Below are 21,613 nucleotides of genomic sequence, written 5' to 3'. Positions count from 1 at the left end.
CGCAATGCCTTCTGCTCCCTTCGAAACCGAGTGCGACGTACTGATCATAGGTTCTGGTGCTGCCGGGCTGGCTGCCGCGGTAACGGCTGCCTGGCATGGGCAGAAGGTCATCGTGGTGGAGAAGGAGCCGGTATTCGGCGGCGCCACGGCCTGGTCCGGTGGCTGGGCCTGGGTGCCGCGCAACCCGCTGGCTCGTCGGGCCGGCATCGAGGAGGACATCGAGCAGCCGCGTACCTATCTGCGCAATGAATTGGGGGCCAATTATGACGCTGAGCGCGTCGATGCCTTTCTTGAGGCCTGCCCGCACATGGTGGCGTTTTTCGAGCAGCACACGGCGCTGCAGTTCGCCGACGGCAATGGCATCCCGGACATGCACGGCGACACCCCGGGCGCGGCCCAGGGCGGGCATCAGGTGATTGCAGCCCCGTATGATGCCCGCGAGGTGGGTGCGCTGCTGCCGCGCCTGCGCAAGACCCTGCGCGAAACCTCGTTCATGGGTATGCCAATCATGGCCGGCACCGACCTTGCCGCGTTCCTCAATATGACCCGCTCGCCCAAAGCCTTGCTGCACGTATGCAAACGTTTTGGCCGCCACCTGTATCACCTGGCCCGCCATGGCCGGGCAATGCACCTGGTGAACGGCGTGGCACTGGTGGCGCGGCTGGCCAAGTCGGCACAGGATCTGGGCGTACACCTGCAAGAGTCGGCGCCGGCCAAGCGCTTGCTGGTCGAGGATGGCCGGGTGCGTGGCGCGTTGGTGGCGACCCCACAGGGCGAGCAACGAATCCGGGCCAAGGCTGTGGTGCTGGCGGCGGGAGGCTTCCCCAACGACACTGCGCGGCGTCGGCAGTTATTCCCGCGTGACGCCACCGGCCACGACAACCTGGCCCTGCCGCCCACGGGCTGTTCAGGGGATGGCCTGCGCCTGGGCGAGTCGGCCGGTGGCGTTGTCGCTACCGACCTGCAGTCGCCTGTGGCCTGGGCACCGGTTTCGCAGGTGCCGCACCGCGATGGCAGTGTCGGCCACTTCCCGCACATCATCGAGCGTGGCAAGCCGGGCATTATCGGCGTGCTGGCCAACGGCAAGCGCTTCGTCAATGAAGCCCATGGCTACTACGACTATGTATCGGCCATGGTCGCGGCAGTGCCGCAGGATGAGGAAGTGTGTTCGTGGTTGGTGTGTGACCATCGCTTCCTGCGCCGCTATGGCCTGGGCCATGCCCGCCCTGCCCCGCTGCCGGTGTGGCCACATGTGCGCAGCGGCTACCTGAAACGCGGCGCCACGCTCGATGAATTGGCCACTGCTTGCGGCATCGACCCGGCCGGGTTGCGCGCCACCGTCAGCGATTTCAACAGCCATGCGCGTAATGGCCAGGACCCAGCGTTTGGCCGTGGTTCCACACCGTTCAACCGTAAGCAAGGCGATCCGCAGCACAAAGGGCCAAACCCCTGCGTGGCGCCAATCGAGCATGGGCCGTTCTATGCGGTGAAGGTCAAGCCGGGTTGCTTTGGGACCTTCGCCGGATTGCGCACCGACGCCAGCGCCAGGGTGCTGGATGAGTCCGGGCGGCCGATTGCGGGGCTGTATGCGGCAGGTACCGACATGGCCAGTGTGTTTGGTGGTTGGTATCCGTCTGGCGGTATCAACTTGGGGCCGGCATTGACCTTTGGCTATGTGGCCGGTCGGCATATTGCCGGGGTGCGGGAGTATGAGTGAGGCGGGCCCTTGCTCACAGTTGCTGCTCTGATCGCCCTGGACAGACGAGTCATGTGGGGCCTCGCGCCGCGATAGGGTGCGAAGCGCCCCCGGGATCTGAGCTTCACCCTCTACAAGCGCGTGGGCAAAGGGTCATGCTCAGGCCGGGCAGCGCATCTGCTCAAGCCAGTAGGCCACATCCACCTCATCGATCTGCTCGGCGCGCAGGAAGCGCTCAGCATACTGGCGGTAGACACCGCTGTTGAGGAACAACTGCAGCAGTTGCCCGTCGAGGTGCCCGTCACGGGCCATGAACACCAGGATCTTCACTGACTCGGACAAGGTCTTCGCGGGCTTGTAAGGCCGATCAGCGGCCGTTAGCGCCTCGAATACATCGGCAATCGCCATCACCCGCTCAGCGACACCCAGGTCGCGCTCGCCGAGCCGGCGCGGGTAGCCGCTGCCATCCATTTTTTCGTGGTGGTTGCCGGCGATATCCGGTACCCGCTTGAGCTGGCGCGGGAATGGCAGCGAACTGAGCATGATGATGGTCTGCACAATGTGTTCGTTGATCTTGAAGCGCTCCTCGTCGTTCAACGTGCCACGGCGGATCGCCAGGTTGTACAACTCGCCATGGTTGCTGGCATTGGCCGGCAAGCGCATGTCGAAGCCCCAGGTATTACGCGGGTCGTCCTTGGCCACGGGCGGCTTGCGCGCGCCCCAGGGCACCCGATGTTCCGGCCGGTCGGCCAGCAGCGGCTCGTCCACGGGTAGCGTGGCTGGCGGCACCCCGGCAAAGCGTTCGGCTTCATCGCGGGAAATGCCCAGACGGTTATCGAAGTGGCGTTGCCAACGGCGCTGGCCGATCAGCTGCAGGCGCTCGATATCCGCGTCCTGCATGAACTCACCGCCAATGTTGGCTTGGGCGACAAAGGCAAAATCGTCCTGCAGCCGGGCCTGGCTGCGCGCGCGTGCGGCTTGCAGTGCCTGCGGCTCGGCGCCGCTTGCAAGGCCCTGCCAGTAGGCCAGTTCGGCATCACGCCACAGCACTTCGAAGCGCATGCGCACTTCGTGAATGCGGTTGTACAGGGTTTCCAGCTTGGTCGCCTTGTCGACCACGTACTCGGGGCTGGTGACCTTGCCACAATCGTGCAGCCAGGCCGCCACGCGGAATTCGTAGCGCTCGGCTTCGCTCATGCTGAAGCTGGCAAAGGGACCTCTGTCGGCGGCCACCGCCTGGTCCAGCAGCATTTGCGCCAGCTGTGGCACCCGCTCGCAGTGGCCACCGGTATAGGGGCTCTTGGCGTCAATGGCGTCGGCCAGCAGCTTGATCATGGCATCCAGCAGGTTCTGCTGGGCTTCGGCCAGTTGCCGCGTTTCGATGGCCACTGCTGCCACCCCGGACAACTCTTCGACAAACCGGCGGAACGGCAACCCCACCTGCTCGCACGCCTGTTCATCGTTCAGTTGCAACACCAGAATGCCCAGCAATGCCTGGCCACGGTCGTTGAGCACCAGGGCCAGGCTGCGCTCATGCAAGCCGAGGGCATCAGCCACCCTGACGGCCAACTGCTGGTCGCCATCGTCCACGGCCAGTTCGTCGGGGTACTGCTCTCCCCGGCAAGAGGCGGCCAGGCGCAATACGGTGTGGTCGTCATCATAAAGGTACACCGCCCCGCCGCTACCCCCGGCCGCTTCCACCAAGTGGGTCAGTACGCCGTCGAGCATGTGCTCTAGGTTGCGCTCGCGGCTGAGCGTGAGGGTAATCGCCTGGAAGCTGACAATGGTGCCTGACATCTGGCTGAGTACCCGGCTCAACTCACGCACCTCGGTCACTCGCGAACGCACCCCCACCTCACGGCTGAAATCGAAGCTGGCAAGGCCTTGCACCTGCGCGGCCAGCAAGCGCAACGGGCGGCCGATGCGCCGCCCGAGCATGCCGCCGAGTACCAGCAGCACGGCCATCAGCGCGGCGGTCCAGAGCAGTTGTTCGAACAGCACCTTGCGTGCACCCGCCAGCAGCTCATGGGCCGGTATTGCAATCAGCAGCTGCAAGTCCTGCCCGGCCAGGGTTGTCAGCGGTACCCGTATGCCAAACCAAGTCTCGCCGTGCACCTGATAAGGCTGCGGCCGGGTGCCTTGCGGCAGGTCCGCAAACAGCTGCTGCAGGCTGGCGATGCCCAGCTCGCCAACCCGCGACAGCCGCACCGCCGGCCCTTCATGCACGATCACCCGTTGCAGGTTGGGGTAGGCCACCACATTGCCCCGGTCGTCGATCACGACAATCTCGGTGCCGGGGGTCATGCGCAGGTCCTGGGCCTCATTGGCCAGGTCGTTGACCGAAACATCCATGCCAATCACCGCCCCGCTGTCGACACTGCGCTGGGCCATGGTCATGCCGATTTCACCGGTGGTGAAAAACACGTACGGGCGGGTCAGTACCGTGTCGGGTTGTGCCGTGGCCTCGGTAAACCAGGGGCGCATGCGCGGATCGTAGCGGTAATCTGGCCTGGCCTGGGTTTGCAGCAGGTTCAGTGCCCGGTCGTAGAACCGCCATTCCCCCTGCACTGCCCCGCCTTCACGGCTGACGGTCTGCACCAGGAACGCCGTGCCCGGTGGTGCAGCGAAACGCTGCAGCAGCTGCGGGTCGCGCACGTGACGCACCAGCATGAACTCGCCATTGGGGTACCCCATGTAGGCGGCGCTGAGCATGCGATTGGCGTCGAGCGCCGCGACCAGTTGCGGCAGCTGTTGCAGGCGCTGTGCAAGGGTGCGGGCGGATGGGTTGTAGGCCAACAGGCGGATGCTGCTTTGCACCGGCTCGATCAGGCGACGGGCGCGTTCGTCAATGGTCTTGCCGACTTGCTGGGCAGCATCGCCCGCGGCGGCCACGAGGGTCTGGCGAAGGCCGCTATAGCCTTGCCAGGCCAGGGCGGCGCCCAGTACCAGCATGCCCAGCATGATGGCCAGGGCCACCAGCCATTGCAGCGAAACGCCCCGTGCGGCGCTGCCAGAGGCACGACCATTCGACACGTAGCCCATCCCAGGTACTCCATGTGCGGCACATTGCCTTGGCTGATATCCGCAGCAGTGTAGAGGGCGCGTGGGCTTTTTGCCGGGGTGGACGGCTAAATTAGTGCAGGTGGGCGTCAGGTACGTGCCGACCGGTTTGCCCGGCGGTTAGCTGCGCAACTGATACCAGGTGGTCTTGAGCTGCGAGTACTTGTCGAACGAATGCAGCGAAAGGTCGCGGCCAAACCCCGACTGCTTGCCACCACCGAACGGCACCGTCACATCCAGCGCATCGACCGTGTTCACCGACACGGTGCCGGCCTTCAGTGCCCGCGCCACACGGTGCACTTGGTTGAAATCATCGCTCCACAGCGAGGCTGCCAGGCCATAAATGCTGTCATTGGCCAAGCGCACCGCCTGCTCTTCACTGTCGAAAGCACTGACCGCCAGCACCGGCCCGAACACTTCCTCCTGCGCCAGGCTGAAGTGCTGTTCGACACCGGCAAAAATGGTCGGCTCGATGTAGTTGTCCGAACCGTCGATGGTCAGGCGTCGGCCGCCACACACCCGCTGCGCGCCTTGTTGCCCTGCACGGGCGATGGCGGCCTCGATGCGGCTGGTCTGCTGGGCATCGACAATCGCCCCGGCACGGCTTGCCGGATCCAGCGGATTGCCGGGCAACCATTGGCGGGCCTTGGCCTGCAGGCGCTCGATGAACTCATCATGGATGGAGCGCTGCACGTACAGCCGCGAGTTGGCCGAACACACCTCGCCCTGGTTGAAGAAAATGCCGAAGGCGGCCTTTTCCGCTGCCAGGTCCAGGTCCTGGCAGTTTTCGAACACCAGGTTGGGGCTTTTGCCTCCGCACTCCAGCCACACCTGCTTGAGGTTGGACTGCGCCGAATACTGCATGAAGTACTTACCCACCTGGGTGGAGCCGGTGAACACCAGGCAATCCACATCCGGGTGCAGGCCCAGGGCCTGCCCGGCCTGCTCGCCCAGGCCCGGCACCACGTTCAGCACACCTTCCGGCATGCCTGCTTCCAGCGCCAGGCGAGCCAGGCGCAGGGCCGAGAACGGTGATTGTTCCGCAGGCTTGAGCACCACGCTGTTACCGGCAGCCAGCGCGGGGGCCAGCTTCCAGGCGGCCATGTCGAGGGGGAAATTCCACGGCACCACGGCGGCCACAACGCCCAACGCTTCGCGGGTAATGGTGGCCAACGCATTGGCTGCGGTGGGCGCGACCTGGTCGTAAAGCTTGTCCAGCGCCTCGCCGTACCAGGTGAAAACATGCGCCGAGCCCGGTACATCGATGTTGTAGGCGTCCATGACCGGCTTGCCCATGTTCAGCGAGTCGAGCAAGGCCAGCTCTTCGCGATGGGCCATGATCAGTTCGGCCAGGCGCAGCAGCACCTTCTTGCGCTCGCCCGGGGCCATGCGCGGCCACGGGCCTTGCTCGAAGGCTCGACGGGCGCTGGTGACGGCCAGGTCGACTTCGGCATGGCCGCAGGCGGCAACCTGTGCCATTACCTTGTTGGTGGCGGGGTTGATGGCTGCGAAGGTAGCACCATCCTGTGCGTTGACGGGCTTGCCGTCGATCAGTGCATTGGCCGGGAGGTAGAGGTCCGAGGCGCGTTGCTGCCAGCATTCGAGGGTGTACATGTGTACTCCAGACGACCGTCGTGGCGGTCCTTCTTGCGCAAGTAACAGGTACCGCACCGTCCGCAGGCACGCCGCACTCGCTCCGTGGGAGCGGGCATGCCCGCGAATCAGGCGATACAGTGGATGGCACCGGCTTCGCCGGTGTTCGCGGGCGTGCACGCTCCCACAGGGAAGTGCGTTGCCCGGGTCAGCGGTTCAGAGCTTGCCGACCAGGCGCGCCGTGCGGTCGACGGCAATGCGGGTCTTCTCCACCAGCTCATCCAGCTCACTGTGGTTGGCGATCAACGCCGGGGCCATGATCATCCGCCCCAGGGTCGAGCGGATGATCACCCCTTCCTCGAAACCGAAGGTGCGGCACTGCCAGGCCAGGTCGTTCTCATTGGCAAAGCGCTTGCGCGTCGGCTTGTGCTCGGCGAACTGCAATGCCGCCACCAGCCCGGCGCCCTGCACCTGGCCGATCAACGGGTGGTCGGCAAACACCTCGCGCAGGATGCGCTGCAGGTAAGGCCCAGTGTCGTCCTTCACCTGGCGAACGATGCCTTCATCCCGCAGCGCCTTCAGGTTGGCAATGGCCACCGCCGCGGCCACCGGGTGGCCGGAATAGGTCAGGCCGTGGGCGAACACCCCACCACGCTCCACCAGCGCCTCGGCAATGCGCTTGCTCAGCACCAGGCCGCCCATGGGCACATAGCCGCTGGTCAGGCCCTTGGCAATCGACAGGGTGTCGGGCTCGAAACCGAAGTATTCATGGGCAAACCACTCGCCAGTGCGGCCAAAACCACCAATCACCTCATCGGCGCACAGCAGCACGTCGTATTGGCGGCAGATGCGCTGGATTTCCGGCCAGTAGCTTTCCGGCGGGAAAATCATCCCCCCTGCCCCCTGGAACGGTTCGGCGATGAAGCCGGCCACGTTCTCGGCACCCAGTTCAAGGATCTTTTCCTCCAGCTGCAAGGCGCAGCGGCGGCCAAACTCGGCCGGGCTCAACTCGCCCCCTTCGGCATACCAGTACGGCTCGTCGATGTGTGCCACATCCGGGATCAACCCGCCCATCTCGTGCATGAATTTCATGCCGCCCAGCGCCGTGGCCGCCAGGGTCGAGCCGTGGTAGCCGTTCCAGCGGCCGATCATGATCTTCTTGCTCGGCTGGCCGGCCACCTGCCAGTAGCGGCGCACGGTGCGGATCAACACCTCGTTGGCCTCGGAGCCGGAGTTGGTATAGATCGCGTGGCTGTAGTGCCCGGGCAGCAGGCTGAACAGCAGCTCGGACAGCTCGATCACCGCCGGGTGGGTGGTGTGGAAGAACATGTTGTAGTAGGCCAGCTGGTCCATCTGCGTGGCAGCAGCGGCAGTCAGGTCGCGGCGGCCGTAACCGAGCTGGGTGCACCACAGGCCAGACATGCCGTCCAGGTAGCGCTTGCCCTCGCTGTCCCACAGGTGCAGGCGTTCACCACCGACGATCACCCGCGGCCCTTCGGCGTTCAGCGCCTTCTGGTCAAGAAAGGCATGGATATGGTGCGCGGCATCGGCTGCCTGGTAGTCACGGGTCTGGCGTTGCGGGGCGAAAGGCGCGTTCATTGTTGGTTTTCCTTTGCGGTGGGGGTGCAGGGCAGGCGCTCAGCGCAACTTGCCCATGTAGCTTTCCAGTGGGTCCTTGCCCAGCACGCCCTGGGCATTGGCCAGCGCGTCGATGAACAGGGAAAACAGCTCGGACTGGGTGCCGATGTCGAGCTTGGCGTAGACGTTCTTGCGGTGCGACTTGATGGTGTCTTCCGACACGCCCAGGCGCTCGGCCAGCGACTTGGTCGAGTGGCCACGCAAGATCAACTGGGCGATGCGGCATTCACGCTCGGTCAGCAGCGAACTGCCGAAATTGTTGAGCGCGGCGTGGATACGTTGCTCCAGGATGTTCTCGAAGCGCCCGGCGCGGCTGTCCAGCCCGGCAAAATGCTTGCTCAGAACCGCAAGCACCCAGGGCGTGATGCACCCGAACAACGCGCGGCTGTGCGGGTCGAGTTTGTCGGTGAAGGCCAGCGATACCGCCAGGCTCTGGCCGGGCGCCAGTTGCAGGATGTAGTTGAGCTCGTCCTCCAGGTGCGAGTGGCGATAGAACGATTGGTAGTACTCGCTGACCTCGAAATGGTCGGGCGCCACGTCGAACAGGCCGTAGCTACCGGACTCGACCTGCTCCACGCAGGCACCGTAAAAGGGGTCGAGCAGGTAAAAGCCCGACAGGTAGCGGCTGACATTGCCCTCGGGCTGCCAGGGCGCCTTGTCGTCCTGTTCGAACAGTGCGCAGGGCATGCCGTCGTGCGGGTACAGGTACACCGTGGTGGCCTGGATCGGCCGGATCACGCCCAGCGCCGCAAACAGGTTGGCGGCAAAGCCCGGCCGGCCGATCGCCTCGGTGACCTTGGCCAGGTGCTCGAACCACTGTTCTGAAAGCAATTGATTAGTCACTGTAGGCCTGCCGTATGAGGTAAGGCACCGCCGCCAGTGCGGTGCGTTGTTGAGCAGATACTCCCATGGCATTGCCGGCACCGAAATCACCCTTTGGGGTGAGCGGCCACGTCGCTGCTTCAGCTCACCCCAAAGGGTGATTCCGGGTGCCGCCGGGGTGTGGGAGCATCAACCTGCCCCAGCGCTGCGAGCCTTCCGCTCGACCTCCTTGCATGACGCCCCCCGGTAGCGAGCCCTGCTCGCCTGCCGCAGTGCCCTGCATCCCTTTTCAGGAGTTAGCAATGCATACAACAACAAGTACAGCTCATCCCGCCGCCCCGCATGCACCCTCGCAACCCGCCGCCAGCGGCGGGCGCTTTCGCAAGTCCATGGGGATGACCGCTCTGGTGCTGTTCGGCCTGGCCTACATGGTGCCCCTGGCCGTCTTCACCACCTATGGGCTGGTCACCCAGATGACCAAGGGGCACCTGCCCACCGCCTACCTGCTGACCCTTGCCGCCATGTTGCTCACCGCCTACAGCTACGGCCGCATGGTCCAGGCCCACCCCTACTCCGGTTCGGTCTACACCTACACGCGCAAGGCCTTTGGCAGCCACATCGGCTTCATCACAGGCTGGACCCTGCTGCTCGATTACATTTTCCTGCCATTGCTCAGCTACCTCCTGATCGGCATCTACATGTCGGAGTACTTCCCGACCATTCATGCGTGGGTGTGGGTGGCAGGTTCCATAGCCCTGGTTACCTTCCTCAACCTGATCGGCATTGAATCGATCACCCGGGTCAACTGGGTCCTGGTGGTGGCGCAGCTGGTGTTCATTGTCGTGTTCGTCAGCTTGTCCGTGCTCAAGCTCAACGGCCAGGCGCAACCGGTATCGCTGCTGGCGCCGTTCCACCACGAAGGCTTCAGCGTGCCGCTGATCATGACGGGCGCGGCCGTGTTGTGCCTGTCGTTCCTGGGCTTTGATGCGGTGTCGACCATGGCCGAGGAAACCAGCAACCCGACCTATCGCATACCGGTGGCGATCCTTGCCGTATCACTGATCGGCGGCTTGCTGTTCCTGGTGGTGTCGTACTGCGCGCAGATGGTGTTCCCCGACTGGGGCAGCTTCGCCAACCCGGACTCGGCCTCGGTAGACGTGATGCGCTGGGTGGGCGGCGAGCTGCTGGTCACGGCTTTTACCGCTACCTACGTGGCCGGCTGCTTTGCCTCGGCCATGGTGTCGCAGGCCAGTGTGTCGAGGGTGCTGTTCGCCATGGGGCGTGACGGTGCGTTGCCGCGTGCATTCGGCCAGCTGGTGACGAAGAAACGCGTGCCGGCCACGGCCATCCTGGTGGTGAGCCTGCTGTCGTTGATCGCCCTGGTTATCACCCTCGACACGGTGGCCAACATGATCAGCTTCGGCGCGCTGTTCGCGTTTTCGGCGGTGAACCTGGCGGTGGTCAAGCACTACCTGGTAGACCAGCGACTGCGTGGTGGCCGTAATGTCCTGCTCTATGGCGCCATTCCCGGGTTGGGCTTCTTAAGCACGCTGTGGCTGTGGAGCAGCCTGACCAGCCTGTCGTTCACCATCGGCCTGTGCTGGATGGGCCTGGGCCTGCTGGTGCTGCTGGGGCTGACCCGGGCGTTCCGGGTCAAGCTGCCGGCGTTGCAGATGGCCGACTGAGCACGGTCTTTGCAGAAGGGGCCTTGTGTTGCGCAAGCCCCCCTCTGCGATGGCAGATCACTGTCAACCGCCTGGACCTGCCTGTTCACGGAGTGTCACTGGCGCATTGCAAGATGTATACAACTTCAAGGTTTCCTGATTACATTAGCGCTCGCCTACGACGTCGGTAACCGCCGATGCGTATTGCGACGGGCTTAAGCCATGTCATTTGCTACTACCAAGAAAACCCTCCTCGTCAAAAACGCCGAACTTCTGGTCACCATGGACGGCGAGCGCCGTGAGATCAAGAACGGTGGCCTGTACATCGAAGACAACCTGATCAAGCAGGTCGGCCCTAGCGATACCCTGCCGCAGCACGCCGACGTGGTGCTGGACATGGCCGGCAAGGTGGTCATCCCCGGCCTGGTCAACACCCACCACCACATGTACCAGAGCCTGACCCGCGTGGTGCCGGCAGCCCAGGATGGCGAGCTGTTCAACTGGCTGACCAACCTGTACCCGATCTGGGCACGCCTGACCCCGGAAATGATCGCGGTGTCGACGCAGACCGCCATGGCCGAGCTGATCTTGTCCGGCTGCACCACCTCCAGCGACCACCTGTACATCTACCCCAACGGCTGCAAGCTCGACGACAGCATCCATGCTGCCGCCGAAATCGGCATGCGCTTCCACGCCGCGCGCGGCAGCATGAGCGTGGGCCAGAGCCAGGGTGGCCTGCCGCCTGATTCGGTGGTGGAAAAGGAAGCCGACATCCTCAAGGAATCCCAGCGCCTGATCGAGGACTACCACGACGCCAGCCACGGATCGATGCGGCGCATCGTGGTGGCACCTTGCTCGCCGTTCTCTGTCAGCCGCGACCTGATGCGCGAAGCCGCCGTGCTGGCACGCCAGTACGGCGTGTCGCTGCACACCCACCTGGCCGAAAACGTCAACGACATCGCCTACAGCCGCGAGAAATTCGGCATGACCCCTGCTGAGTACGCCGAAGACCTCGGCTGGGTCGGCCACGATGTCTGGCATGCCCACTGCGTGCAACTCGACCAGCACGGCATCGAGCTGTTCGCCCGCACCGGTACCGGTGTCGCCCACTGCCCGTGTTCGAACATGCGCCTGGCCTCCGGCATCGCCCCGGTGCGCAAGATGCGCGACCACGGCGTACCGGTTGGCCTGGGGGTCGACGGTTCGGCGTCCAACGACGGCGCCAGCATGATCGGCGAAGTGCGCCAGGCCCTGCTGCTGCAACGCGTGGGTTTCGGCCCCGACGCCATGACCGCCCGCGAAGCGCTGGAAATTGCCACCCTGGGGGGCGCCAAGGTGCTCAACCGCAATGACATCGGTGCCCTGGCCCCAGGCATGGTCGCCGACTTCGTCGCCTTCGACCTGGGCCACGTGGCCTATGCCGGCGGCCTTCACGACCCGTTGGCGGCCCTGGTGTTCTGCACCCCGACCCAGGTGCACACCAGCGTGATCAATGGCCGTGTGGTGGTCAAGGACGGGCAGTTGGCAACCGTCGATCTGCCACGGGTGCTGGAACGCCACAACCAACTGGCCCACCAACTGGTCAGCGGCGCCTGATTCAGGCGGGCCGCTTGGCGGCCCGCCTCCCCCCTTTTTGTTGCAGGATTGGCTGCCAACGCCCTCATGGGCGGCTTCAACGGTGTTCGGCCCTGGGCGCCCCATGGTCGACATGCGTGGTGCTTGCTGCTTGCCAGGGATGGCAAGCATGATGAGCGCATTGCCCTTATGCCACGGATATGCCAATGACCGCTGCACCCTCACTTATTGCGGACTCAGGCCGCTGCAAACGCTTGAAAGCGGCCAGCAGCCGGGACCATGACAGCGTCGATCAACTGGTGATGGCCGCCCGGCCCTTCGAGAGCCGCGAACGCTATGGCCGCTTCCTGCAGGTGCAGCACCGGTTTCATGGCAGCCTGTTGGCGCTGTACCAGGATGAACGCCTCAACCTGCAACTGCCGGGCTTGCTGGCACTGTCGCGCTTTGCGGCGGTCGAGGCCGATTTGCGCGACCTGGGCCTGCCGCTGCCGTCGCCTGTGCAACCGGTTTGCGCCAGCCCGGCCCAGGCCCTGGGCTGGCTGTACTGCAGTGAAGGTTCGAACCTGGGCGCGGCGTTTCTGTTCAAGCACACCCAACGCCTGGGGCTGGATGGCGACCTAGGCGCGCGTCACCTGGCGCCGCACCCGGATGGCCGAGCGCTGCACTGGCGCGAGTTCGTTGCCAGGCTGGATGGCTTGCTGCTGGATGAACGGGAAGAAGCCCAAGTGGTGGCAGGGGCAATTGCTGCGTTCGACAGTTATCGGGGGCACTTGCGCGAGGTGTTCACGGACGGTTGACTGGGCGCATGGCACCTGCAGCCTCGGTGTTAGCAACCGCAGCCAGTCCACAGAAATCGTCAGCCCGAAACCTGCGCAGCATGTGTATGTGCAAGCACGCAAGTTCTACAAGTTGTTGCTGCAGCGAACTTTTTCTCGATTGCAGGTCTATGAGTGAGGCGCAGATAGGCGGCGGCAGGCGAGAAAAGCTCCGCCCCGTCCCTGCTGGCCAGATAGCTCAATTGTGATCAGAGGTTGGCTTCGCTCATGAAAAAACATGTCGCTAGGTTGATGCTGCTCGGCCTGTTCTCGTTCGCGGCTGTGGGCACGGCATCGGCAACACAAATGAAAGCACCAGACGCCGTTGCACCGGCCGTTCAGTCACCGCTGCAGCCGGCCAGCAACCCCTGGTCGAGGGTGGCCAGTGTGGCCGACACACAGCCGGCCACGCTGCTGGCGCACGATGACGATCGCTGGCACGACCACAGGAGCGACTGGCGCCGCGAGCAATGGCGGCGTGAGCAGGCCCGTCGAGATTGGGAGCGGCGCCGCGACTGGGAACGCCGCCGGGATTGGGAGCGCCGCCACGAGCGGGCAATGCACCAGCGTCACTACGACGAGCACCGTCACTACCGCCGCTGAAGCTGACCCGCCCCTGCTGAAGCGGCCTTGCGTTGCAATCGCGACACAAGGCCGCTTCAGGGTTTGCCTCAGTCGGCCCGTTGGCTGGTGTCCCCTGCCGCCTCGGCCTCCATCTTCAAACGCTCAGCCTTGCATATGTATTTCGGCTTGCGCGGCGCCAACTTGGCGCTGGCCTTCTTCTGGTGCGCCTGCAACAGCTGCTTGATCTTCTTACGACGGTTCATGGTCCACGGGCCTTTCAGTACGGTTCGCTACCGCCATCATACCCGTGCGCCTTGCGCATTGCGCAGCCGTTGCGCCAGACGCCCTTTCGGCCTCGAGGCCCCGGCACAACCAGCAGATCAGCGGTGATGGCTATCTGGCGCGTGGTCTTGACGTTATTTTCACAGCCCACCGATTAGCGTCACGCCCCTATCGGCCGCAGGCATATCCGCAGGCCGCCAAGGTACGACGAGGCATACGTGTCACACACTCTATCCCCCACAGCGCACAAGCGCGTGGACTGGGCCGGCCTGGGCTGGCTGTTGCTGTTCTTCTGGTACTTCTCCGGGGTTACCCAGGCATTGCTGTTGTTCAGCGGTACCACCGGCTTTTCCGGCTTCCGTAACGCACTCTTCCTCAGCAGCCTGTGGCTTGCCCCCGTCTTGCTGCTGCCGCGCTTCACCCGCGTCACTGCGGCTATCCTGGGCGTGGTGCTGTGGGCTGCATCGCTGGTAGGCCTGAGCTACTTCGGCATCTATCGCCAAGAGTTCTCGCAAAGCGTCATTTTCGTGATGTTCGAGTCCAATACCGCCGAGGCCGGTGAGTACTTCAGCCAGTATTTCAGTGTCTGGCTGGGCCTGGCGCTGCTGCTGTACACGCTGCTGGCGGTGGTGCTGTGGCGGCGCGTACGCCCGGTCTACCTGCCGCTGCGCAGCCGCCTGCCAGTGGTGGTGCTGTTGCTGGCAGCCAACCTGGTGCTGCCGTTCTACAAACAGATGGTCACCCAGGACCGCAATTTCGCCGATGCCCTGGAAAAAGTGCAGCAGCGCCTGGAACCGGCCGTGCCCTGGCAATTGCTGGTCGGCTACCGGCAGTACCGCCAGCAACTGGATAACATGCAGGAGTTGCTGGCCCAGAACGCCGCGCTGCCGCCCTTGCAAAACCTGCGTGACAGCAGCGGCACGGCCCCTCGCACCCTGGTACTGGTGCTGGGTGAATCCACCACCCGCGAGCACATGCACCTGTACGGCTACAACCGCGACACCACGCCCAACCTGGACGCGCTGGCCGCCCACGACAAGGGCCTGACCGTGTTCCGCGACGTGGTATCGCCACGGCCGTACACCATCGAAGTGATGCAGCAGATTCTCACCTTCGGCGACGAGCAGAACCCCGACCGCTTCCTCACCGCCCCGTCGCTGATCAACCTGATGAAACAGGCAGGTTACAAGACTTTCTGGATCACCAACCAGCAGACGATGACCAAGCGCAACACCATGCTGACCACCTTCTCACAGCAGACGGACGCGCCGGTCTACCTGAACAACCAGCGCAACCAGAATGCCAGCCAGTATGACGACGTGGTGCTGGCACCGTTCGAAAAGGCCTTGCAAGACCCTGCGCCGAACAAGTTCATCATCGTGCACCTGCTGGGCACACACATGGACTATCGCTTCCGCTACCCGGACAACTACACCCATTTCAAGGACAGACAGGGCGTGCCAGGCGCACTGACAGATGACCAGGCAAAAACCTACAACTTCTACGACAACGCGGTACGTTACAACGACTACGTGGTTTCGAGCCTGATCAAGCGTTACTCGGCCGGCACCCCCAATGGCTTCCTGATGTACCTGTCCGACCATGGTGAAGACGTGTACACCTCTGGCAACCACGACCGCCTGGGACGCAATGAAGGGGCGCCGACCCGGCCGATGTACACCATCCCTTTCCTGCTGTGGACCTCACCAAGCTGGCAGGCCGCGCACCCGCGGGACTTGCAGGCAATGGCCAGCCGCCCGTACAGCAGCTCGCACCTGATCCACACGCTGTCCGACCTGGCTGGGTTGACCTATGACCGGTTCGAGCCAGCCAAGAGCCTGGTGAGCCCGCAGTTCGTGGTGGCACCGCGCTGGATTGGTGACCCGTATCGCAAGGATGGCTTGCGTGAATTCGATCATCTGCCGATGGACAAGGCTGAACGCGTTCAGCAGACGGCCAGCAGTGCCGAGTAAAACGGCAAGCGCCTGAACTGACTGCTCCAGGCTTGAGGTGACTGGGGGGCGCGTTGCGCCTCCATGGGGGCAGCCTTCCACCCCATAAATTAAATTTAAATTGATTTTAAACTAAACCTGCGCCACGCTCTGCCCATCCTCCTCGCCTGCAGAGCACCCCGCCATGTCCACAGCCCCCCGCGAACCGCGCAAGGACGGCGCCGTCACCCGCACACGCATCCTCGAAGCCGCCGGCGAACTGTTTGCCGCGCTCGGCTACGCCGAAACCAGCAACAAGGCAGTCGCTGCCAAAGCCGAGGTCGACTTGGCCTCGATCAACTACCACTTCGGTAGCCGCAACGGCCTGTACCTGGCCGTGCTCGACGAAGCCCGCCAACGGTTCCTGGACCTCAGCGACCTGCAACGCATCACCCAAGGCCCACAAGCGGCCGAGGACAAACTGCGGGTATTGGTGGAACTGGTGGTGCACAAAGCCACTTCGGCCCGGGACAACTGGCACCTGCGGGTGCTGGCCGCGGAAATCCTCGCCCCCAGCCCCCATGGGCAGGCGCATTTGCAGGCTGCCGCACCGCTGCGCCTGTCGCTGCTCAAAGCGTTGTTCAGCGAGGTAAGCCACATTCCCGCAGACGACCCTGCCCTGACCCGCTGCATTCTGTGCGTCACCGCGCCCTGGGCCATGTTGCTGATCGGCCCCCGCGGTGGCTCTGGGGCGCTGAACGAGATTCTGCAAATGCCGGTCGAGGCAGTTGCCGCCCAGTTGTACCGCTTTGCCCTGGCAGGCTTGCAGGACGCCGGCCAACAGCATGCCCAGGCCCACGCCACAGCCCGTTGAGGTCCGCCCAATGCAACCGACTTCCACAGTGACTTCTCCGGCCGCCACAGACGCGCAAACGTCCATCCCGCTGCTGCTGGCAGCGCTGATGCTGGTGATGTTCCTGGCCGCCCTCGACCAGACCATCGTCTCGACCGCGCTGCCGACCATCGTCAGCGACCTGGGCGGCTTGCGCTGGCTGTCGTGGGTGGTTACCGCTTACCTGCTGGCCTCGACGGTGGTGGTGCCGCTGTATGGCAAATTCGGCGACCAGTTCGGCCGCAAGCGCGTGCTGCAGGTCGCCGTCGTGCTGTTTCTGCTGGGCTCGGCGCTGTGTGGCGCGGCGCAGACCATGGGTGAGCTGATCGCCTTTCGGATCCTGCAAGGCCTGGGGGGTGGCGGCCTGATGGTGGTGGCGATGGCCGCTATCGGTGATGTCATCCCGCCCGCCGAACGCGGCCGCTACCAAGGCCTGTTCGGCGGCGTGTTCGGCCTGGCCACGGTGGTTGGGCCATTGATCGGCGGCTTCCTCGTCGAGCACCTGTCCTGGCACTGGATTTTTTACATCAACCTGCCGCTGGGCTTGCTGGCGCTGCTGGTGATCGGCAGCGTGTTCCGCCCGCATGTGGCACTGGTGCAGCACAAGGTGGACTACATCGGCGCGTTCTTCCTTACCGTGGCACTGGGCGCGGTGGTGCTCATCACCAGCCTGGGCGGTAGCCTGCTGGCGTGGCAATCGTTGGACATGCTGTGCCTGTCGCTGTTCGCCCTGATCGGCCTGGTCGGTTTCGTTCTCGAGCAACGCCGCGCCGCCGAGCCGATCATGCCGCTGCACCTGTTCCGCCACCGCACCTTCGTGCTTGCCGGCCTGATTGGCTTTATCGTCGGGGTGTCGTTGTTCGGTGCAGTCACCTTCCTGCCGCTGTACATGCAGGTGGTAAAGAATGCCACCCCGACCAGTGCCGGGTTGCAGATGCTGCCGCTGATGGGCGGCTTGCTGGTGGTGTCGGCGATCACCGGGCGACTGATCAGCCGCTGGGGCCGCTACCGGATGTTCCCGATCCTCGGCACGCTGCTGCAGGTGGTTGCCCTGGGCCTGCTCAGCCGGCTTGACCTGGACACCCCCATGGCGCTGATGAACCTGTACATGGGCCTGCTGGGGGCCGGCCTGGGCATGGTCATGCAGGTGCTGATTCTGGCAGTGCAGAACAGCGTCGAACCGCGGCACATGGGCGTGGCCACCTCCGGGGCAACCTTGTTCCGCTCGATTGGCGGCGCCATCGGTGTGTCGCTGTTCGGCGCGCTGTTCTCCCATGCCCTGCTGGGCGGCCTGGCCAGTGATTTCGCCGCGGGTGCCGGTGGCCCGGCGAGCCTGTCGCCTCCCGCCGTGCACGCCCTGCCTGCGGCCCTGCAGCACAGTTACCTGCAGGCGTTTTCCCGCGCCATGCATGAGGTGTTCCTGCTGGCCGGCGGCATTACCAGCGTCGCGTTCGCGCTCTCCTGGCTGCTGCGCGAAGTGCCGCTACGCCAGGCCGCACAGCGGTGATCGAGGCCAATGCGGCGGCAGCAAGAACGAAAACGCTTTACATCCATTTCGCATGATTGCAACCGCATGATCATGCTCATTGGATGTAAAGCGTCTGGGTCGCAGGAAAGCGATGTGTCTTGCGGTGGTCCGTTCCTACTTGCCCCGTGCCTTGTTATAGATGGTCTTGGCCCGATCGGCCGAAGCCTGGCATTTGCTCATGTCCCCTGAGGCCTGAGCTTCTTTGGCCTGCATTAACAGCTCATGGTAATCGTGCGCCATGCCGCCGTGCAGTGCCTGGCCATCGGTTTTCTTGATGTCCTCAAGCTCCTTGATCTTGGCCGCACAGTTGCCCGCAGGGTCGGCATGTGCGGCAAGACTGAGGACGGAAGCGATTACCAGCAAAGGGATGCATTTCGTGGATTTCATGAAGCGTTCTCCTGAAAAACCCCAAGGTTCGTCGAGGTACATGGGGCTCGACGAAAAACAGCATAGTTGCCCGGTGCCAGCCCCGCAGCGCTTCAGCCCGGCGGTAGCCCGGCCTTGTCGAACAGTCATTCAATACCCGCCACTCTCACTGGCGCAGCCGCTCCAATGCCTGCAACACATGCGCCGTCGCCCGCTCCACCTGCCCCTCCCGGCAAGCAATGCCCAACTGCCGCCACAGGCCCGGCCGCAAGGGCCGGCGGGCCACACGGCGATCCAGTTCCGCGGCCTCTCCTTCCTGCGGCAACAGCGTCGCCCCATACCCGGCACCCACCAGGCTCTTGATCGCATCGTTGTAGTTCAGCTCGATACGCGCCTCTGGGTATAGCCCCGCGGCCGCAAACCACTCGCTCGTTACCCTCGACAGCTGGGTGCTGCTGTCATTGAGAATCAACGCCCGCTGCGCCAGCCAGCCCGGAGTGACCCTGGCCGGTGGCTGCCAGTCAGCCGGTACGTAGGCCAGGATCGGATCGCGCCGCCAGGGGGTGACCACCACTCCCTTACCGGCCACTTGCGGCAAGGCTACCAGGCCAACATCCAGCGTGCCCTCGCGCAAGCCCGCCAGTGATGCCTGGGAGGTCAGCACCTGCACCTGCACATCGATCCGCGGGTGCTCGACCCGCAAACCCGCCAATGCCTGGGGCAGCAAATGGGCGATGGCACCGGTAGACGCGCCCAGGCGTACCCGCCCGGTCAGGCCCTCGACCTGGCGGCGTACTTCGTCCAGCGCCAAGTCGGCGTCGGCCAGCAGGCGGCGGGCACGCGTCAGCAGCGTTTCACCGATGGCCGTGGGCCGTACCTGGCCACGGGTGCGGGTGAGCAACGGGGCGCCAATGCGCGCTTCCAGCTCGGCTACGTGCAAGCTGATGGTGGGTGGCGCGAGGTTGAGCTGGCGGGCGGCCTCGGCAAACGAGCCGAGGTCGCTGATGACCACCAACGTGCGGAGGCGGTCGAGGCTGATTTCGCGCATGGCATCAAGTTTTCCTGGCAGTGGCACTTTTGCAGAAAAGCGCCTTAGCCCGCGGCCGCAGCCTTGGGCTGCGCGGAGGTCACGGAAGCTCTATCGTTCATTAAAGATGAACATCAGCATCATGATATTCAAATTTCCTTTATGAAAGCCACCAGCGAGCATAGGTCATCCCCTCTGACCGGACCGCGACCATGCACACCCCTGTTGTCTTCATCGATGGTGACCAAGGCACCACCGGCCTGCAGATTCACGCCCGCCTGCAAGGCCGCAACGATTTGCGCCTGCTGACCCTGCCCGAGGCCGAACGCAAGGACCCACAGCGCCGTCGCGAAGCGATCAACAGCGCCGACATTGCGCTGCTGTGCCTACCCGACGCCGCCGCCCGCGAGGCGGTGGCGGCCATCCTCAACCCACAGGTAAGGGTGATCGACGCCAGCTCCGCGCACCGCACTGCGCCAGGCTGGGTCTATGGCCTGCCTGAGCTGGATGACCAACAGGCCGAGCGTATTGCCCATAGCAAACGCGTAAGCAACCCGGGCTGCTACCCCACCGGCGCCATCGCCCTCTTGCGTCCGCTGGTCAAGGCAGGCCTGCTGCCGGCCGACTACCCGCTGAATATCCACGCCATTTCCGGCTATTCCGGCGGCGGCCGCGCAGCCGTCGAGCGGCATGAGCAACCCGGCGCCGACCCAGCCCCGACCCTGCAGCTGTACGGGCTGGACCTGGCGCACAAGCACGTGCCGGAGATCCAGCTGCACGCTGGGCTGTCGGCGCGGCCGATGTTCATGCCGGGTTATGGCGCCTACCGCCAAGGGATCGTACTGAGCATCCCGCTGCAGTTGCGCCTGCTGCCCGGGCAGGTCAGTGCCGAACAGCTGCAAGGCTGCCTGGAGCAGCACTACCAAGGCGCCCGTCACGTCCGGGTGATGCCGCTGCACCAGCACGGGGCCGCGGCAAACCTGGACCCCGAGGCGCTGAATGACAGCAACGACCTGCGCCTGGCCCTGTACGCCAACCCAGAACATGGCCAGGTATTGCTCACCGCCGTGTTCGACAATCTGGGCAAGGGCGCCTCTGGCGCGGCGGTGCAAAACCTCGACCTGATGCTGGGCGCGCTACAGGCACAAGGCTGATTGGGCAAAACCGGTTAGACTGTACCCCCGCGTCGACACGGCGCGGGCTGTATTCCCACCCGCCGGAGCCTGCCCCCGATGTTCATCCTGAGCCGCCTCGACAGCGTGCCGCCCGAGTCTTTTCAAAACCAGATCCGCGAGCTGGTGATCCACAATGTCGGCGAACTGAGCAGTGTCGCCATCACCGTCGACAACCCGCTGTACCCGCTGTACCAGTACGGCGTGGGCATGGAGGTGCACCAGTACCTGCAAGCGCTGGACGGCACCCGCGGCCTGGCCGTTGCGCTGACCCTGGCGCTGGACGCCGAAGCGCCAGACCAGTTGCTGGGCTTTGCGCTGTCGCTGCCGGCCGAGGACGACGAGCAGGCCTGTGCCCTGGCATTTCTCGCTGTGCGCCCCAGCCATCGGCGCCAAGGCATTGCCCGTGCCCTGCTGGGCGACCTGCAGGCGCGACATACCTGTGTCGAGCTGAACGCCTTTGCCAGCCAGGTGCCGTGGTTCGAGGCCATGGGCATGCAGGTGGTGGCCGCCAGTGGCCCGCAGGTGCTGATGAGCAGCACCGGGCAGCCCAGCGGTGCACTGATCGGTCGGCTGGACATAGCACCGATCTACCAGACGGCGGAAGTGCTGCAGATTCATACCTACCTGCTGAATCAGCAGGGTGAGGATGCGATGCTCGAAGCAGAGCAGATGCGAGATGAGCGGCTGGATGAGCTGACCGCCCAAGCGCTGGAGTGTGTACGCCAGCGCAAGACCGTGCATTGACCCAAGGGGCTGTTGGCGACTAACCCCACTCACAGGTACAACGCAGGCCTTGAGCACTGTGCCGTACCCTGTGGGAGCAACTGTCTTGCTCAATTTCCAAAAGCTGGCGCGAGCCCTGTGGGAGTGGGCTTGTCCCGCGAACACGGGCGAAGCCCGTGCCATGCACTGTGTTGGATGCTTCGCGGGGCAAGCCCGCTCCCACCGCAGGCTTGAGGCTGATGCAGTACCTGGGGAAACAACT

Annotated in this window: 17 protein-coding genes; 10 read left to right on the top strand and 7 right to left on the bottom strand. The window is 64.4% G+C overall.

The window, feature by feature from the left end:
- Positions 1-4 precede the first annotated feature (4 nt).
- Positions 5-1,717 carry an FAD-dependent oxidoreductase gene (locus OO258_RS18115; protein ID WP_266031932.1) on the top strand — a complete coding sequence of 571 codons (1,713 nt, stop codon included), beginning with the start codon at positions 5-7 and terminating at the stop codon, positions 1,715-1,717.
- A 138-nt stretch (positions 1,718-1,855) separates the two neighbouring features.
- On the opposite strand, the gene OO258_RS18110 is transcribed toward OO258_RS18115, so the two are convergent.
- The 4 genes from OO258_RS18110 to OO258_RS18095 all read right to left on the bottom strand — a co-directional run bounded on the left by OO258_RS18110 (position 1,856) and on the right by OO258_RS18095 (position 8,830).
- Positions 1,856-4,738 carry an HD domain-containing phosphohydrolase gene (locus OO258_RS18110; RefSeq protein WP_266031931.1) on the bottom strand — a complete coding sequence of 961 codons (2,883 nt, stop codon included), beginning with the start codon at positions 4,736-4,738 and terminating at the stop codon, positions 1,856-1,858.
- Between the two features lie 138 nt (positions 4,739-4,876).
- Positions 4,877-6,370 (bottom strand): aldehyde dehydrogenase, encoded by a 1,494-nt coding sequence (locus OO258_RS18105; protein WP_266031930.1) that lies wholly within the window; start codon positions 6,368-6,370, stop codon positions 4,877-4,879.
- A 195-nt stretch (positions 6,371-6,565) separates the two neighbouring features.
- Positions 6,566-7,948 (bottom strand): aspartate aminotransferase family protein, encoded by a 1,383-nt coding sequence (locus tag OO258_RS18100; protein WP_110743135.1) that lies wholly within the window; start codon positions 7,946-7,948, stop codon positions 6,566-6,568.
- A 39-nt stretch (positions 7,949-7,987) separates the two neighbouring features.
- On the bottom strand, positions 7,988-8,830 hold the full coding sequence (locus OO258_RS18095) for a helix-turn-helix transcriptional regulator (RefSeq protein ID WP_266031929.1): 843 nt from the start codon (positions 8,828-8,830) through the stop codon (positions 7,988-7,990).
- Positions 8,831-9,111: 281 nt separating this feature from the next.
- On the opposite strand from OO258_RS18095, the gene OO258_RS18090 reads away from it, so the two are divergent.
- The 4 genes from OO258_RS18090 to OO258_RS18075 all read left to right on the top strand — a co-directional run bounded on the left by OO258_RS18090 (position 9,112) and on the right by OO258_RS18075 (position 13,466).
- Positions 9,112-10,494: an APC family permease gene (locus tag OO258_RS18090; protein WP_266031928.1), complete on the top strand. Its 1,383-nt coding sequence runs from the start codon at positions 9,112-9,114 to the stop codon at positions 10,492-10,494.
- Positions 10,495-10,695: 201 nt separating this feature from the next.
- On the top strand, positions 10,696-12,069 hold the full coding sequence (locus OO258_RS18085; RefSeq protein ID WP_266031927.1) for an 8-oxoguanine deaminase: 1,374 nt from the start codon (positions 10,696-10,698) through the stop codon (positions 12,067-12,069).
- 185 nt (positions 12,070-12,254) lie between these two features.
- On the top strand, positions 12,255-12,845 hold the full coding sequence (locus OO258_RS18080; protein ID WP_266031926.1) for a biliverdin-producing heme oxygenase: 591 nt from the start codon (positions 12,255-12,257) through the stop codon (positions 12,843-12,845).
- Between the two features lie 270 nt (positions 12,846-13,115).
- On the top strand, positions 13,116-13,466 hold the full coding sequence (locus OO258_RS18075; protein ID WP_110743140.1) for a hypothetical protein: 351 nt from the start codon (positions 13,116-13,118) through the stop codon (positions 13,464-13,466).
- Positions 13,467-13,534: 68 nt separating this feature from the next.
- On the opposite strand, the gene OO258_RS18070 is transcribed toward OO258_RS18075, so the two are convergent.
- Positions 13,535-13,690 (bottom strand): DUF2986 domain-containing protein, encoded by a 156-nt coding sequence (locus tag OO258_RS18070; protein WP_266031925.1) that lies wholly within the window; start codon positions 13,688-13,690, stop codon positions 13,535-13,537.
- 237 nt (positions 13,691-13,927) lie between these two features.
- Between OO258_RS18070 and OO258_RS18065 the strand changes: the two genes are divergently transcribed.
- The 3 genes from OO258_RS18065 (at position 13,928) to OO258_RS18055 (ending at position 18,039) form a co-directional block, all read left to right on the top strand.
- Entirely contained in the window at positions 13,928-15,682 is a 1,755-nt protein-coding gene (locus OO258_RS18065; protein ID WP_266031924.1) for a phosphoethanolamine transferase CptA, read from the top strand.
- Between the two features lie 163 nt (positions 15,683-15,845).
- Positions 15,846-16,514 (top strand): TetR/AcrR family transcriptional regulator, encoded by a 669-nt coding sequence (locus tag OO258_RS18060; RefSeq protein ID WP_266031923.1) that lies wholly within the window; start codon positions 15,846-15,848, stop codon positions 16,512-16,514.
- 10 nt (positions 16,515-16,524) lie between these two features.
- Positions 16,525-18,039 carry an MDR family MFS transporter gene (locus OO258_RS18055; protein WP_266031922.1) on the top strand — a complete coding sequence of 505 codons (1,515 nt, stop codon included), beginning with the start codon at positions 16,525-16,527 and terminating at the stop codon, positions 18,037-18,039.
- Positions 18,040-18,174: 135 nt separating this feature from the next.
- On the opposite strand, the gene OO258_RS18050 is transcribed toward OO258_RS18055, so the two are convergent.
- Entirely contained in the window at positions 18,175-18,447 is a 273-nt protein-coding gene (locus tag OO258_RS18050; protein WP_110743145.1) for a hypothetical protein, read from the bottom strand.
- 145 nt (positions 18,448-18,592) lie between these two features.
- On the bottom strand, positions 18,593-19,474 hold the full coding sequence (locus OO258_RS18045) for a LysR family transcriptional regulator (protein ID WP_266031921.1): 882 nt from the start codon (positions 19,472-19,474) through the stop codon (positions 18,593-18,595).
- A gap of 191 nt (positions 19,475-19,665) precedes the next feature.
- Between OO258_RS18045 and argC the strand changes: the two genes are divergently transcribed.
- Positions 19,666-20,607 carry an N-acetyl-gamma-glutamyl-phosphate reductase gene (argC, locus tag OO258_RS18040; RefSeq protein ID WP_266031920.1) on the top strand — a complete coding sequence of 314 codons (942 nt, stop codon included), beginning with the start codon at positions 19,666-19,668 and terminating at the stop codon, positions 20,605-20,607.
- Positions 20,608-20,685: 78 nt separating this feature from the next.
- Positions 20,686-21,372 (top strand): GNAT family N-acetyltransferase, encoded by a 687-nt coding sequence (locus OO258_RS18035; protein ID WP_266031919.1) that lies wholly within the window; start codon positions 20,686-20,688, stop codon positions 21,370-21,372.
- Positions 21,373-21,613 lie beyond the last annotated feature (241 nt).

This window comes from Pseudomonas sp. DCB_BI (genome assembly GCF_026240995.1).
GTDB lineage: Bacteria > Pseudomonadota > Gammaproteobacteria > Pseudomonadales > Pseudomonadaceae > Aquipseudomonas.
Note: the sequence above shows the minus strand (reverse complement) of the source record. Positions and strands in the feature narration are given on the sequence as shown.